Source organism: Buttiauxella cochleicola (genome assembly GCF_021283185.1).
Taxonomy (GTDB): Bacteria; Pseudomonadota; Gammaproteobacteria; order Enterobacterales; family Enterobacteriaceae; genus Buttiauxella; species Buttiauxella massiliensis.
Genome location: NZ_JAJSOS010000008.1, coordinates 118,514 through 133,750 on the forward strand (window position 1 = coordinate 118,514; position 15,237 = coordinate 133,750).

Below are 15,237 nucleotides of genomic sequence, written 5' to 3' on the forward strand. Positions count from 1 at the left end.
CTTCGTCGTGACGTTTTAAGCATATGTGCTGAATAGCCATCTGTCCCGCAACAACAATGCCAGTTTGCGGGCGACCGCACATATCCCTGTTTTTTGAAGGCTTAGACTGAGTTTTGTTTACAATTACAAAGAATATTCTGAGAAATTGTAATCATACGGTAAATAAGATTGTGCAAACTAGGTGTCGGTTTGTATATGGACTATAGTTTCCAGGCACCAAATTTTTCGCCTCGTTTTGTCGGACCAAATGTGGAACCGCAGGGGTGTTAACACTGCAGGAGAGAAGAAGAATGAAAATTTTCCAACGGTACAACCCGCTTCAGGTGGCGAAGTACGTGAAAATCCTGTTCCGTGGACGGTTATACATCAAGGACGTTGGCGCTTTTGAATTTGATAAGGGCAAGATTCTTATCCCAAAAGTGAAAGATAAGCAGCATCTATCTGTTATGTCTGAAGTAAACCGCCAGGTAAAACATATGCAGGCGGAATTGGCGTAAGGCCAAAAGAAGTACCAAAAACGGCACCCAAGGGTGCCGTTAGTGTTTCTGAGTTTTGGGAATTACGCTGCGTTCTGATCTTCAGCATCAGGCAGTTTTGGCGTCAACGGTGTCGGCTTATTGTCGATACGCGTCACCAGCAATTGGTCGATGCGGTAGTTATCGATATCCACTACCTCGAACTTATACCCGGAGAACTTCACCGAGTCGGTGCGTTTCGGGATTTTTCGCAGCATAAACATCATAAAGCCGCCGATGGTTTCGTAATTGCCATTCTGCGGGAACTCGTCGATATCCAGCACACGCATTACGTCGTCAATCGGCGTACCGCCTTCAACCAGCCATGAGTTCTCGTCACGGGCAACGATTTGTTCTTCCATACCCTGGCCGACCAGGTCACCCATCAGCGTCGTCATTACGTCGTTCAGCGTGATAATGCCTACCACCAGCGCATATTCGTTCATGATAACCGCGAAGTCTTCACCGGCAGTTTTGAAGCTTTCCAGCGCTTCGGAGAGCGTTAACGTATCCGGCACAATCAACGTATTACGTAGATGCACACCGCTGTTAAGCGCCATGCTCTGGTTGCCCAGTACGCGGTTCAGCAGTTCTTTGGAATCAACGTAGCCAACGATATGGTCGATATCACCATTACACACCAGGAACTTGGAGTGCGGGTGCTCGGCAATTTTATTCTTCAGGCTTTGCTCATCTTCATGCAAATCAAACCAGATGACGTTTTCGCGTGAGGTCATTGACGAGGGCACCGTACGTGATTCGAGCTCAAACACGTTTTCAATCAGCTCATGTTCTTGCTTACGCAACACGCCAGCCAGCGCACCGGCTTCAAACACGGCGTAAACATCGTCAGAGGTGATGTCGTCATTACGCACCATCGGCAATTTGAAAATGCGGAAAATAACGTTTGCCAGGCCGTTAAAGAACCATACCAGCGGGCGGAAGATAAACAGACAGAAGCGCATCGGGTTGATGATTCGCAAAGCAACAGATTCAGGCGAAATCATACCGATGCGTTTCGGGGTGAGGTCTGCAAACAGAATGAACAAGCTGGTGACCAGGGTAAAGGAGATGATAAAGCTCAGTTGGTCAGCCATTTCTGGCGAGAAGAAGCGCTCCAGAAGCACTTTAAATGCCGGGGAAAATGCCGCATCGCCGACGATACCGCCGAGAATCGCAACCGCGTTCAGGCCAATCTGCACTACGGTAAAGAACATGCCAGGACTTTCCTGCATTTTCAGTACGCGTTGCGCGTTAAGGTTGCCATCATCAGCCAGCAGCTTGAGTTTTATCTTGCGGGAAGCAGCCAGTGAGATCTCCGAAATTGAGAAGAATGCACTGACGGAAATAAGAAGAAGTATTAATAAAATACTGTTTAACATAGTTTATCCGGCTTAGAGCCAGAGCCTCGGAAGGAAAGTTGAAAATCTAAGGGTTAGTACATTTTGACTGCCAGTCCGTGGAGGTTGGGCCAGCAATTTCAACGGGTAGTATAGCGTAAGGGTGCATGGGGCTGCCAGAGGGCATAATTTGGGCTGCTTTTATTGGGTTATTTAGTTTATTCCATCAATTTTCCTTTTGTATCTTATAAGGTACACTTTCTACAGTTAAGAAATTCAAAGGATTGAATGAATGGCTTACACAACGAAGCGATATGTCGACAAAACGGGTCACGTCCCTTACTCCGACTGGATAAATAAGCTCATCAAAAAAGACTTACGTGCCGTCGCAAGGATTGATGCTCGTATAGACCGCGCAAGTGCAGGAAATTTTGGTGACCATAAGTTTGAACGGGATGGTGTGTGGGAACTCCGGGTGGATTACGGGCCAGGCTATCGCGTGTATTACGCTCTCGAAAAGAATGAAATCATTCTGTTGTTAGTGGGGGGCGATAAGAGCACCCAAAAAACAGATCTCAATTTAGCAGTAAAATATTTACAGGATTATAAAACGAGGTAGCTGTATGACGACTAAAACCAATAAAGGGGCTGTTATAAAGGCAGCTGACCATGACAGTGCCGTTATCGACATCATCCGTGAAAATCCTGACTATGCGGAAATTTACCTACAAACTGCACTGGAAGAAATAAACGAGGAGGGTGGTGTGGCGGCTTTCCTTGTTGCTTTGCGACGTATTGTTGAAGCTCGGGGTGGTATAGGTGAAATAGCCGCTAAATCTGGGCTTTCCCGTGTAAATTTGTATCGTTCACTGTCCCCAACAGGAAATCCGACAATTTCTACACTCGTTGCTGTGTCACGAGCCGCGGGGGTTCGTCTTTTCCCTTTCGGCCATTCCTAAGATGAGTTGGCACTTTTCAAGCATAAACGCCCGATAAACCTATCAGGCGTTTTGTTTTTTAGCGGATTGAGTAGATTTCCATCACCCACCCAGTTTTTCTTCAAACCTTAACAATCGCCCGGCGTTGCCCAGCACCAGCAGTGTGCTCAGATTGTGCAATAGGGCGGCAATTACGGCACCGGAGGCTCCCAGCCAGCCAAATGCGGCGGCGACGACAATCACCAGCGTCCAACCCAGCCCAATCAGCACGTTCATCTGTAAGGTGCGACGGCACAGGCGGCTTAAACGCACGCAGGTTCCAAGACGGCGTAAGTCCCCACCAATTAATACAATATCCGCTGATGCCATGGCGATATCCGAGCCACCTGCACCCATCGCAACGCCAACCACACCCGCTTTAATTGCCAGGGAATCGTTGATGCCATCGCCGACTACCATTGGCCTGAAGCCATTGTCGATTTGCGCACTGACCTGGTGGAGTTTGTCTGCAGGTAATGCCCCGGCTATAACGTCGTTAATCCCTACGTTCTTTGCGATGCGTTGTGCCACGGCTTCGCGGTCGCCGGTCAGTAATAGTTGATGGTTAAGCCCAAGATCACGTAGCTCCGCCATTGCACTGGCCGCTTCGTCGCGTAGGCTATCGGCCAGTAAAATCCAGCCACGGAAAAGCCCCCCTAGTACCAGCCCAACTATCGGCCCGTCATGTGGTGGTTCTTCCGGTAAATCAGCGACCTGAGTTTTTAACAGCTCATGTCGGCCGAGATAAGCCTCGCCCGCTGCTGTAGTGGCAGAAATACCCAAACCCTGGTGTTCATGCACATTTTCAAGCTGCGGCCATGTGTTTTGCGGGGCAATATTGACCAGCGCCCGGCTGACCGGGTGGTTACTGGTGGCACCAAGGCTCGCCGCCAGTGCAGACAGAGCTTCCGGCGATTCTCCCGCTTCGGGAATCAGTTCATGAAGTTGCAGCTTGCCGTGTGTGAGCGTGCCGGTTTTATCGATAATCACCGCATTCAGTTCGGCTAACTCTTCGAGGAAGGCCGCGCCGCGAATCAAAATACCGTGACGTGCGGCAACGGTTAGCCCGGCAATAGATGTTGCAGGCGCGGAAAGCACTAGCGCACAAGGACAGGCGGCGACCAGTACCGCCAACATGGCCTGGTCGTTTTGCGTCAAAAACCAGGTGCTGGCGGCAACCAATAAAACCAGCAGCAGATAACGCGCCGCGTGGCGTTCAAGCAGGCGGGTAATCGGCGGGCTGGCTTGCTCGGCACTTTGCATCAATGCCACCACGCGACCGAGTGTTGAGGTTTCGCCGATGTGCGTCACTTCAATTCGCAGCCGCCCATCAAGATTGATTGCACCACCGTAAACATTCATGCCCGGTTTCACTTCCAGTGGTACGGATTCACCCGTGATCGGTGCGGTATCCAGGCTTGCCGTCCCTTCCAGTACACGCCCGTCAGCAGGTAACCGGTCGCCTGCGCGCACTTCGACGATGTCACCAGCCACCAGTTCATGGTTGTCAATTTCATGCAGATTGCCGTCTGCATCAAAGCGACGCGCCCGGCTGTGGGTCAATTTGCTGAGCGCTTCAATCGCTTCTTGCGAACCAATCATACTGCGCTCTTCGAGGATATGGCCGACGATCATAATTAGCGGTAGCAATGCGGCAGTAAGTAAATCCCCGGTCGCCCACGAGCCAATTAGCGCTAGCGCAACCAGTTGATCGGTAATGCCATGCAAGCTCGGGTAACGCAGGCTGTAAAAGGCGTGGCGCAATACCGGAATGCCGACCATCAGCGATGCAGCACCCAGTAAGATATCGGCTACCGCAACTTGATCGGGTGCCAGACCACGCCATAGCAAACCAAGAATTAATGTGCCGCTGGCGATCAATGCCAGTATCAACTGGCGGGTAATCTGCCGTTGTTCCTGATGGCTCAGTGCGCCACCGGGGTTAACAGTGTGGGTACTCATGGTTTCGAAGGTTCCTTTTGCCCAGCAGCTTGCAGAATCAAATTCGCATCATCTTTTGGAGAGACGGTAATGACGGATTCAGCTTGCGCCAGAATCGCCGCAATGCGTTCGCGGTAAACTCGCGCTAATAAGTCGGGGTCGTGCGGGCTGTTGGCCAGACGATTCACCATTGCCGTGTCGGACTGAGCTTTCGCCACTCGTTCGCGGGCCTGTGCCTGAGCCGTCTGGCGTGTCTGGTCGGCAAGCTGGGTGGATTTCTGGCGAATTAAAGAGGCGTCGGTATTGGCGGTGGCTATTGCCTGTGACGCTTGCTGGCTGGCAGTTAATACCGCATTGAATGCGGTGACTGTGGTTTCCGGCAAAGTGGATTGCACAGTAACCCGCTCAAGCGTAATCCCCAGGTCACTGCCTGATTGTGCCAGGCGCTGCAAATTTTGCTCGACGTTGTGCTGAACATCGGCCCGCAGGCGTTCGCGTTGCTGGGCAACATTTAAATCGCCACTGACCATTTCCGGGCGGGCGACAAGAATAGTATCCAGATCGCGCGCGGCGCATACCGCAACGGCAGCACGCTCAACCAGTCGATCGAGAGCCGGAATCACATGTTCGCCCTGCAATACATACGCCATTGGCGCGACGACACGGTAAAACACGCTGATATCTAACTGCACCACGCCTGAGTCACCAGTAAGCAGATAGCCGGAACCCGCCAGTGCATCGCTGCTGTTATCGCCACGAGCATCTGCATGCAGCGCATCATTCGAGCGTAATAGCGCCGTAACGTGGTGTTCAATCACGCGGTCAGGTGCCGGAACCATCACCACATCGTTAATCGGCTTCGGCCAGGTGAGCAATAAACCCGATTCGGCAATTCGCTGCTGTGCACCGAAGTGCAGTACCACGGCGCGGCTGTCTGCGGGTATCTGGCGAATATTCGACAACAACCACGACGCTGCTGCCAGCAGTGTCAGTGCATACAGTGCGTAAAAGGCGAGGCGTATTGACTGTGTCCACGGGCCCGCAGGTTTATTTTTGTGATGCTCACTCATGAGTTGTATCCAGCTTTGGCCCTTCTACCAGCAGACGGAACGGTGCGGCATCAGTGCGTAACACCAGACGGGTGCTGGAATTAACCACGCCGCTGAGCGCATCAAGCTGGCGTAACAGGCTGTATAGCTGAGGTGAACTGGCATAAGCCTTGCCATAAATTTCGGCGGCTTGCGCCTGAGACTGTGCTTCGATATCTGCAGCCTGAACCTGTGCTGTCGCCTCCACAATGCGAGCATCACGCTCTGCCGCCGAGCGAATTTCAGCCGCGGCGCGTTTGCCTTCAGCAGTGCGTTCAGTCGCAATGGTTTCACGCTCGGCACGCATCCTGTCGACTGTGGCGCTAAGCGTCACCGCGGGCAGGGTCAGGCGTTCGGTTCCAACCTGCACCAACCGAATACCATAGCTTTCCAATAATGGCTGGCTGATTTGCGCCTGCAGATGCGATTCAAACTGGTTTAACTGCACTTGTTTGCTGTCCGTATTGACCAGTTGAGAGAGCGTAAAGCCGCTCGCGGTGGTTTCGAGTGTCGAGCCGAGATAAGCACGAATTTGCCGTGCCGCTTCATCAGGCTGATTTTGTACCGCGCGCATAAAGCGCTGCACATGCTCAGGGGTACTATCAACCTGCCAGACCGCATATGACTGCACAATGATGCGCAGCCCATCCCGCGTGCCCACATCCTGCAAGCCGCTCGAAGTCGTTCGCAGACGCAGATCGACGGCGGTGGACATTTCAAAAGGTGCGGGCAGGCGCCACGCAAGACCTGGATTGAGCAGTACGCGTACCGGATTACCGAACCGAGTAATAATCAGCGACTCACCAGAGCGAACCTGCACAAGGCTTGCGGCGGCGGCAAGAATGAGCACCAGTGCACTTGCGCCAGCAATGCGCTTCCAGGCTTTAGTTACAGGAGCGTCAGAATGGTGGCTGTGGTGGCAACCACTACTGCAACCGTGATGATGTGAATGGCTCAACGGGAAGACTCCTGTGTCGGTTTGGAAGGTGCATCGTTACGTGCTGCCTGGCTTAACGAGGGAAACTCGCGCAGGTCGATAGTGGGCTGTGAGGTCGCGCCAATACGGTGGTCGATAATTAACAACGGGCTTTTGCCTAAAGTCTGGTGCAGTTGGCTAAACCATAATTCATCGACAAACACCTGGCCGGATTTCGCCACTGCTTGTTTCTGTGCGGCAAAACGCACAGCCGTTGATTGCGCTTTACTGGTCACATCGGTGGCGTTCATCTGTGCCTGGTTCTGGCGTGCGGTAGCCGTAGTTTGTGCGCTGGCGGCCAGCTCTGCTGCATGCCCACGTTCCCGGGACACGAGCGCTTGAGCCGCAATTTGCGCGGCCTGTACACCGTGGAAGGCATCAGCAGCGCCTGCTGGAGGGTGGATAGCTTCGACGACGGTCGAGAGCAATTCCACACCGCTATGCAGGGCATCGAGTTTTTGCTGCACTGCCTGATTAATCTGGCTTGCTAATTCGATGCGCTGTTCCCCTAAAACCTGCTCAAGAGTCAGCGAGGAAAACTGATGCACCAGTACCTGGTTTGCAGTGCTACGAATCAACTCTGGCAAATTCGCGCTGTTATAGGTTGCCGCCAGTGCTGCGTTATCGGTTAAGCCAACGCGCCACATAAAACGGACATCGCTATTAATGATTTGCAGACCTTGCTGGTTACCGCTCTGGCTGGCAATAATCTGTGCTTTATCAAAGCTATGAATCGCATCCCACAGGCGATCGGCGCTTTGCGGTGCATTCCCTTCGGCATTCGCTAGCGGCTCCGTAGGTGTATCGGCTTCTTCTCCGGCCGCTAACTCATGCACCTGGCCATTTTCCGCCAGTATCACCTGGCCAAAAGGCCAGGGCAGCCCGTAATGCAGGCCCGATGGCAACACGGCAACCGGTTTGCCAAAGCGTTCATAAATACCGCGTTGGGTTGGGGAAACTTGCTGCATCCCGGTCAACAGCCAGCCACAAAACAGCATGACTGCCAGCACAGGTAAAAACGCCCGACGCAATACCGTGAATGCCCAAAGCTGGCGTAAATCAATGCCAAAGTGGTGGTGCAGCTCGCGTTGTAAAAAAAGTAGCGGGCGTGGCGGCCAGACGAGTTGTGCTGCCAGTTGGCTTTGAGCAAGGAACTTGGGTTCGCAGCCTTCTTCACCCGGTGGAGTGAATAGTGAGAACAAGCCGCGCAGCAGAAACTCAATTGCTACCAACACCATAAGGATCGCAGGCAGATTGACCAACAATGAGAGGTTTGTAGTCGGGAATATCAGTGCGGGCAAAGAGAGCAATTGTACCGCGAGAGTTACACGTAATATCGGCGCAATGAATTTGGCTTCTGGCCAGGCTTCGTTTGAAGTGGCTGCCAGATGGCGCTCCGCAACCAGTGTGACAAACATCGCCAATGCAATAATCCCGACCGCCACCCAGCGCAGGTTGCCATCATCCAGCGAGACATAATTAGTTCCCCAGCCTGCCTGGGTGACGAATAACACGAATCCCGCCATCGAGGCCAACCAGACACCGTCACTCTTAAGTAACGCATTGATGCGTTCAAAGTTGATGGGAATGAGTGCGCCAAGCCGTTGATAAATTGTCGGGGGAGGTTCTGTTTCAGTAGGAGCCGTTTCGGATTTAAGCGCTGGTGAGAACTTTTCTGCCCGCCACTGGCAAATTCGCTGTGCATTGTAGATAGCGATAGCTAGCAAGGTGAGCACTGCGGCCTGGCTGCTTAATAAAGCCGTCCAGCGTGAAGATGACTCGATAATGCTGACAATCAGCGCCACCACAATCATCAAAAAAATTAGCGCGCTTAATCCGAAGACTAATCTTGCAGTCAGCTTCGCCTGCGATGACGCTAAAGAGTAACGAGCCTGAGAAGTTAACGGTGAAGGTTCCGTTGGTTCAGAAAATTGGGAGGGCTGCATGGAGTCATTATTGGAGTTTAAATGTTACCATATAACATATCACAGCCCTCATTTACCCGTAAACGAAACGAGGGTAACCGATTGTACAAATGCTTTAACTCTGTGGTGGTAAACAAACGCCAATACCACCAATACCACAGTAGCCGTATGGATTTTTGTGCAGATACTGCTGGTGGTCGTCCTCGGCATAATAGAACGGACCGGCGTTGGCAATTTCAGTCGTGATGTATCGCTCGTCTCCGGAGAGCGTCATCGCCTCCTGAAAGCGTGCAAAACTTGCGCGGGCGGCGGCATCCTGTTCTGGCGTTAATGGGTAAATTGCGGAGCGATATTGTGTGCCAACGTCACCACCCTGGCGCATTCCCTGGGCTGGATCGTGATTTTCCCAGAACACTTGCAATAATTGTTCGTAACTCACCACTTGTGGGTCGTAAACCACGCGCACCGCTTCTGTGTGCCCGGTCATTCCGCTACACACTTCGCGATAGGTTGGGTTAGGCGTAAAGCCCCCGGCATAACCTGCGGCGGTGCTGTAAACCCCTGGAATTCTCCAGAACATTCTCTCGACACCCCAAAAACAACCCATTGCAAAATAAGCGATCTCCATCCCATCTGGTACATTTGTCATGGAATGCTCGTTTACCGCATGTAAAGTGGCGATTGGCATCGGGGTATTGCGACCAGGCAACGCTTCGGACTGCGTTACGGGATGGGTTTTCTCAAATAATTTCATCAGTCATGCTCTCCCGATGTTGGCTAAATTTAACAACAACCGCCATGCGGTTGTAACGAGGCGTGTTATTGCAGACAATAACTTCTCTGTATGAGACTACAGTACATATAAGAATTATTTGGGTTATTGTGCAGTTTTCAACCCCAATTGTTGTGGTTTTGTAACAAAGACGTTTCCTTCCAGGGGTGGGAACAAGGATATTCAGGAGAAAACGTGCCACGATTCCGTACTATTTGCTCGGCTTGCCTATGCCTGGTAAGCACGTGGGCCAGCGCTGCCAACGTGCGTTTACAGGTAGAAGGGCTAAGCGGTGAACTGCAAAAAAACGTTCGCGCTCAGCTTTCAACTATCCAGAGTGATGAAGTTACGCCAGACAGGCGTTTCCGTGCGCGTGTGGATGACGCTATCCGTAATGGATTGAAAGCGCTCGGCTATTATGAGCCAACCATTGATTTCGACCTGCGGCCACCACCAGCCAAAGGACGCCAGGTATTGATTGCCAAAGTCGATCCCGGCCCGCCAGTGCTGATTGGCGGCACCGACGTAATTCTCCGTGGCGGAGCGCGTGACGATAAAGACTACATCGCGTTGCTCGGTGAGCGCCCAAAGCCTGGCACTATCCTCAATCATCACGATTACGACAGCTTCAAAAAAGATCTTTCCAACATTGCGGTGCGAAAGGGCTATTTCGACAGTGAATTCCTCAAAAGCCAGCTAGGCGTTTCGCTTGAGCGCCGCCAGGCGTTCTGGGACATCGATTACAACAGCGGCGAGCGTTATCGTTTTGGGGCCGTGACTTTTGAAGGCTCACAAATACGCGAAGAGTACCTGCAAAATCTTGTGCCTTTTAAACAGGGTGATTACTACCAGTCGAAAGACCTGGCGGAGCTAAACCGCCGTTTATCCGCGACAGGTTGGTTTAATTCGGTGGTGGTTGCGCCGGAATTCGACAAGTCTCGCGAAACCAAAGTATTACCGTTGCATGGTGTTGTTTCACCGCGTACTGAGAACACCATCGAAACCGGTGTGGGTTATTCCACCGATGTTGGGCCGCGCGTAAAAGCGACGTGGAAAAAACCGTGGATGAACTCATACGGCCACAGCCTGACCAGCAGCATCAGCCTTTCCGCTCCAGAACAGATCGTTGATTTCAGCTACAAAATGCCCCTGCTTAAAAACCCGCTGGAACAATATTATTTGGTGCAGGGCGGCTTTAAAGCGACCGACCTGAACGATACCAAGTCCGACTCCAGCACCCTCGCGGTCTCACGATACTGGGATTTATCCAGCGGTTGGCAGCACGCCATTAACCTGCGCTGGAGCCTCGATCACTTTACCCAGGCAGACGTAACCAACACCACGATGCTGCTTTATCCGGGTTTGAGCCTTAACCGTACCCGTTCGCGCGGTGGTTTGATGCCAACCTGGGGCGATTCCCAACGTTATTCGATTGATATTTCAGACACGACATGGGGCTCGGACGTCGATTTCGGGGTATTCCAGGCGCAGCAAGTCTGGATTCGAACGTTGCAGGAAAAGCACCGTTTTGTGGTGCGCGGCAATGTGGGTTGGATTGAAACCAATAACTTCGACAAAGTGCCGCCAGACTTACGCTTCTTTGCCGGTGGTGACCGCAGTATTCGCGGCTATTCCTACAAATCCATCTCTCCTGAAAACGACAAAGGCGAACTGACCGGTGCGTCAAAAATGATTACCGGATCGCTGGAGTATCAATACAACGTTACCGGGAAATGGTGGGGGGCGGTGTTCGTCGATTCTGGCGAAGCGGTTAACGATATCAAACAGAGTAACTATAAAACGGGTGCAGGCTTTGGCGTGCGCTGGCAGTCACCGGTTGGGCCAATCAAACTCGATTTAGCGGTCCCGGTGGCTGATAAAGATGAGCATGGTTTACAGTTTTACATCGGTTTGGGGCCTGAACTATGAGTCGTTGGAAGAAAATAAGCCTCGCGGTGTTGGTTTTTGTGGTGCTGCTGATTGGCGCGGTGGGCTTCCTGGTGGGAACAACTACCGGTTTGCACGTCTTATTTAACGCCGCTAACCGCTGGGTGCCGGGGCTGGATATCGCAAGCGTCACGGGCGGCTGGCGCAATCTGACAATCAAAGGTTTGCGCTACCAACAACCTGGCGTTGATGTGAATGCCGGTGAAATTAATCTCGCGGTGAAACTGGGTTGCCTGCGTGATAGCAGCCTGTGCGTGAATAATCTCTCGCTTAAAGACATTGATGTCGTTATCGATAGCAAAAAAATGCCTCCGGCAGCGCCAGTTCAGGAAGAGGACACTGGCCCGCTCAATCTCACCACGCCGTATCCGATTACCCTAAGTCGCGTGGCGCTTAATAACGTCAATATCAAGATTGATAACACCACGGTTTCGGTGATGGAGTTTACCTCTGGCCTTAACTGGCAGGAGCGCAACCTGACGGTTACGCCGACCAATCTTGAAGGGTTGCTGATTGCGTTGCCGAAGGTAGCAAAAGTCGCGCAGGAACAGGTGCTTGAGCCGAAGATCCAGAACCCTCAGCCAGAAGAGTTGCCGCTGGGCGAAACGCTCAAACAATTGTTTGAAAAGCCGGTTTTGCCGGAAATGACCGATGTGCATTTGCCGCTGAACCTGAATATTCAGGAGTTCCGTGGGGCGAACTTACGCCTGACGGGCGACACCGATCTATTGGTCAGCAGCCTGTTGCTAAAAGTCAGCAGCATCGACGGCTCTCTTAAGCTTGATGCGCTGGATGTTGATTCCTCGCAAGGCCTGGTCAACGCGACTGGTAGCGCGGAATTACGCGATAAATGGCCGGTCGACTTAACCTTAAACACCACCCTGAATATCGACCCAATCAAAGGCGAAAAGGTGAAGATGAAGATTGGTGGGGAGCTGCGGGATGTGCTGAAAGTGGGCATGAATCTCTCAGGCCCGGTTGATCTTGAGCTCACCGCGCAAACTCAGCTTGCTGAAGCAGGCTTGCCGCTCAATCTTGAAGTGGTCAGTAAGCAACTTTACTGGCCATTTACCGGGAAGAAAGAGTACCAGGCCGACAACCTGAAACTGAAATTCAGCGGCAAAATGACCGACTATAAATTGTCGTTCCGTAGCGATGTGAAAGGCGAGCAAATTCCGCCAGCCACCATCACTCTGGATGCGGCAGGCAACGAGCAACAGCTTAATCTCGACAAGCTGCGAGTCGCTGCGTTGCAGGGCAACACTGACTTGAAAGCCGTGCTCGACTGGAGCAAAGCTATTAGCTGGCGCGGCGAGCTGAAACTCGACGATATCAATACGGCGAAGCAATTCCCGGACTGGCCTGCGAAACTCGACGGCCTGGTGAAAACCAGTGGCAGTTTGTATGGCGGCAGTTGGCAGGTAGATGTCTCCGAGCTAAAACTTGCCGGGAATGTCAAAAATAACAAACTAAACGTTACCGGAAAGCTCAACGGCAACAGTTACATGCAGTGGAAAACCCCTGGGTTGCATATCGAACTGGGGCGTAACAGTGCTGATGTTAAAGGGGAGTTAGGGCCGAAAGATCTGGAGCTTGATGCCACCATCGATGCACCGAATCTCGACAATGCTTTACCGGGACTTGGCGGCACAGCGAAAGGCACGATTAAAGTGCGTGGCGATGTGAAAGCGCCGCAGCTGCTGGCAGACCTTACCGCAAATAACCTCCACTGGCAGGAGCTGTCGATTGCGCGAGTCTTGTTGAAAGGTGATGTGAAATCCACCGATCAAATCGCCGGGAATCTGGATCTGCGAGTTGAGCGTATTTCCCAGCCAGGTGTCGATCTCAGCCTGGTAACGCTTGACGCAAAAGGCTCCGAAAAACAGCACCAGTTAAAACTGCGCATTCAGGGCGAGCCGGTTTCCGGGCAGCTTGATTTAAGCGGCAGCTTTGACCGTGCGGAAGAACGCTGGCGTGGCAATCTCAGCAATACGCGCTTTGAAACGCCGGTTGGTCCGTGGTCGCTGAACCGCGCTCTGGCACTCGATTACCGCAACAAAGAGCAGAAAATCAATATTGGCGCGCATTGCTGGACGAACCCGAATGCTGAACTTTGTGTGCCGCAGCCAATTGATGCCGGTGCAAAAGGCCGTGCGTTGGTCAATCTGAACCGCTTTGATTTAGCGATGCTCAAACCGTTTATGCCGGCTGATACACAAGCGGTGGGAGCATTTAGTGGCCGTGCGGATGTTAGCTGGGATGCGGAATCAGAAGGCTTGCCACAAGGTTCAGTTACGCTCACGGGTAACGGCGTGAAAGTCACGCAAATGGTGAACGACAGCCCGCTGCTGGTGGCGTTCGACACGCTTAATCTCAATGCCGAGCTTAAAAATAACCAGGCCAAACTAGGCTGGTTGATTCGCGTTGCTCAAAACGGCCAGTTCGATGGTCAGGTTCAAATTAGCGATCCACAAAACCGCCGCAACCTGGCGGGGAATGTGAATATGCGCAACTTTGATTTGGCGATCGCTAACTCCATATTCTCACGTGGAGAAAAAGCCGCCGGAAAGATTAACGCTAACTTACGTCTGGCGGGGAATTTAGAGCGTCCGCAAGTCTTCGGCCAGTTGCAAGTTAACGGCGTGGATATCGACGGCAACTTTATGCCGTTTGATATGCAGCCAAGTCAGTTGGCGATGAACTTTAACGGCATGAACTCTACGCTTGCCGGAACGGTGCGTACGAAGCAGGGTGATATTGCTCTGAGTGGCGATGCTGACTGGACGCAAATAGACAACTGGCGCGCGCGCGTGGCAGCGAAAGGCAACAAGGTGCGTATTACGGTGCCGCCGATGGTGCGCCTTGACGTGTCACCGGATGTTGAGTTTGTCGCGACTCCGAGCTTGTTCACGCTTGATGGGAGTGTAGACATCCCGTGGGCACGAATTGTGGTGCATGAAGTCCCGGAAAGCTCAGTGGGTGTGTCCAGTGATGAAGTGATGCTCGATAAAGACCTGAAGCCGATTAAACCGCAAACGGCAAGCATTCCTATCAACAGTAACCTGGTTATTCATGTTGGTAACAATGTACGCCTGGATGCGTTTGGTTTGAAAGCGCGTCTGAGTGGCGATTTAAAAATGGTGCAAGACCGTCAGGGTCTCGGTCTGAACGGGCAGATCAATATTCCTGAAGGGCGTTTCCATGCGTACGGACAGGATTTGATCGTGCGTAAAGGCGAGCTGTTATTCTCAGGCCCGCCAGACCAGCCATTATTAAATATCGAAGCGATTCGTAACCCAGAAGCGACGGAAAACGACGTAATAGCCGGTGTTCGTGTCACGGGAACAGCAGATGAGCCGAAAGCTGAGATATTTTCTGATCCGGCCATGTCACAGCAAGAAGCCTTGTCCTACCTGCTTCGCGGGCAGGGTTTAGACAATTCTGGCGACGATGGTAACGCCATGACGTCAATGCTTGTTGGCTTGGGGGTTGCACAAAGTGGTCAGGTTGTGGGTAAAATCGGCGAGACGTTTGGCGTAAGCAATCTGGCGCTTGATACCGCAGGGGTGGGGGATTCCTCACAAGTGGTGGTCAGTGGCTATGTACTGCCAGGTCTCCAGGTTAAATATGGAGTGGGTATTTTTGACTCATTGGCGACACTAACACTGCGTTATCGCCTGATGCCTAAGCTGTATCTGGAAGCGGTGTCTGGTATCGATCAGGCACTTGATCTGCTTTATCAGTTTGAGTTTTAGC

11 protein-coding genes are annotated in these 15,237 nt (G+C 52.2%); 5 read left to right on the forward strand and 6 right to left on the reverse strand.

Going from position 1 to position 15,237, the window contains the following annotated elements; translation table 11 throughout:
• Window positions 1-290 precede the first annotated feature (290 nt).
• Window positions 291-497 carry a DUF1107 domain-containing protein gene (locus LVQ76_RS14000; RefSeq protein WP_151994056.1) on the forward strand — a complete coding sequence of 69 codons (207 nt, stop codon included), beginning with the start codon at window positions 291-293 and terminating at the stop codon, window positions 495-497.
• A 62-nt stretch (window positions 498-559) separates the two neighbouring features.
• On the opposite strand, the gene paeA is transcribed toward LVQ76_RS14000, so the two are convergent.
• On the reverse strand, window positions 560-1,897 hold the full coding sequence (gene paeA, locus LVQ76_RS14005) for a polyamine export protein PaeA (RefSeq protein ID WP_151994055.1): 1,338 nt from the start codon (window positions 1,895-1,897) through the stop codon (window positions 560-562).
• Between the two features lie 250 nt (window positions 1,898-2,147).
• Here paeA and LVQ76_RS14010 point away from each other — a divergent pair, with 250 nt between their 5' ends.
• Both LVQ76_RS14010 and LVQ76_RS14015 read left to right on the forward strand, forming a co-directional pair.
• Window positions 2,148-2,474 carry a type II toxin-antitoxin system RelE/ParE family toxin gene (locus tag LVQ76_RS14010; protein WP_232865674.1) on the forward strand — a complete coding sequence of 109 codons (327 nt, stop codon included), beginning with the start codon at window positions 2,148-2,150 and terminating at the stop codon, window positions 2,472-2,474.
• A 4-nt stretch (window positions 2,475-2,478) separates the two neighbouring features.
• Window positions 2,479-2,814 (forward strand): helix-turn-helix domain-containing transcriptional regulator, encoded by a 336-nt coding sequence (locus LVQ76_RS14015; protein WP_064561852.1) that lies wholly within the window; start codon window positions 2,479-2,481, stop codon window positions 2,812-2,814.
• 81 nt (window positions 2,815-2,895) lie between these two features.
• Here LVQ76_RS14015 and LVQ76_RS14020 read toward each other — a convergent pair whose 3' ends face one another.
• From LVQ76_RS14020 to msrA, 5 genes are all read right to left on the reverse strand, one after another.
• The gene (locus LVQ76_RS14020) at window positions 2,896-4,794 is read right to left on the reverse strand and encodes a heavy metal translocating P-type ATPase (protein ID WP_232921880.1); all 1,899 of its coding nucleotides are present in this window, start codon (window positions 4,792-4,794) and stop codon (window positions 2,896-2,898) included.
• Window positions 4,791-5,843, reverse strand: coding sequence for an SPFH domain-containing protein (locus LVQ76_RS14025; protein ID WP_232921881.1), 1,053 nt, complete (start codon window positions 5,841-5,843; stop codon window positions 4,791-4,793). The genes LVQ76_RS14020 and LVQ76_RS14025 overlap by 4 nt, the downstream gene beginning before the upstream one ends.
• Window positions 5,836-6,819: a protease modulator HflC gene (hflC, locus tag LVQ76_RS14030; protein WP_232921882.1), complete on the reverse strand. Its 984-nt coding sequence runs from the start codon at window positions 6,817-6,819 to the stop codon at window positions 5,836-5,838. Before hflC ends, LVQ76_RS14025 begins: the two co-directional genes overlap by 8 nt.
• On the reverse strand, window positions 6,816-8,783 hold the full coding sequence (hflK, locus tag LVQ76_RS14035; protein WP_232921883.1) for a protease modulator HflK: 1,968 nt from the start codon (window positions 8,781-8,783) through the stop codon (window positions 6,816-6,818). The genes hflC and hflK overlap by 4 nt, the downstream gene beginning before the upstream one ends.
• A gap of 94 nt (window positions 8,784-8,877) precedes the next feature.
• Window positions 8,878-9,516, reverse strand: a complete 639-nt coding sequence (msrA, locus tag LVQ76_RS14040) for a peptide-methionine (S)-S-oxide reductase MsrA (RefSeq protein ID WP_232865669.1) — start codon at window positions 9,514-9,516, stop codon at window positions 8,878-8,880.
• A gap of 213 nt (window positions 9,517-9,729) precedes the next feature.
• Here msrA and tamA point away from each other — a divergent pair, with 213 nt between their 5' ends.
• The gene (gene tamA, locus LVQ76_RS14045; protein ID WP_232865668.1) at window positions 9,730-11,463 is read left to right on the forward strand and encodes an autotransporter assembly complex protein TamA; all 1,734 of its coding nucleotides are present in this window, start codon (window positions 9,730-9,732) and stop codon (window positions 11,461-11,463) included.
• Window positions 11,460-15,236 (forward strand): autotransporter assembly complex protein TamB, encoded by a 3,777-nt coding sequence (tamB, locus tag LVQ76_RS14050; protein WP_232921884.1) that lies wholly within the window; start codon window positions 11,460-11,462, stop codon window positions 15,234-15,236. The genes tamA and tamB overlap by 4 nt, the downstream gene beginning before the upstream one ends.
• Window position 15,237 lies beyond the last annotated feature (1 nt).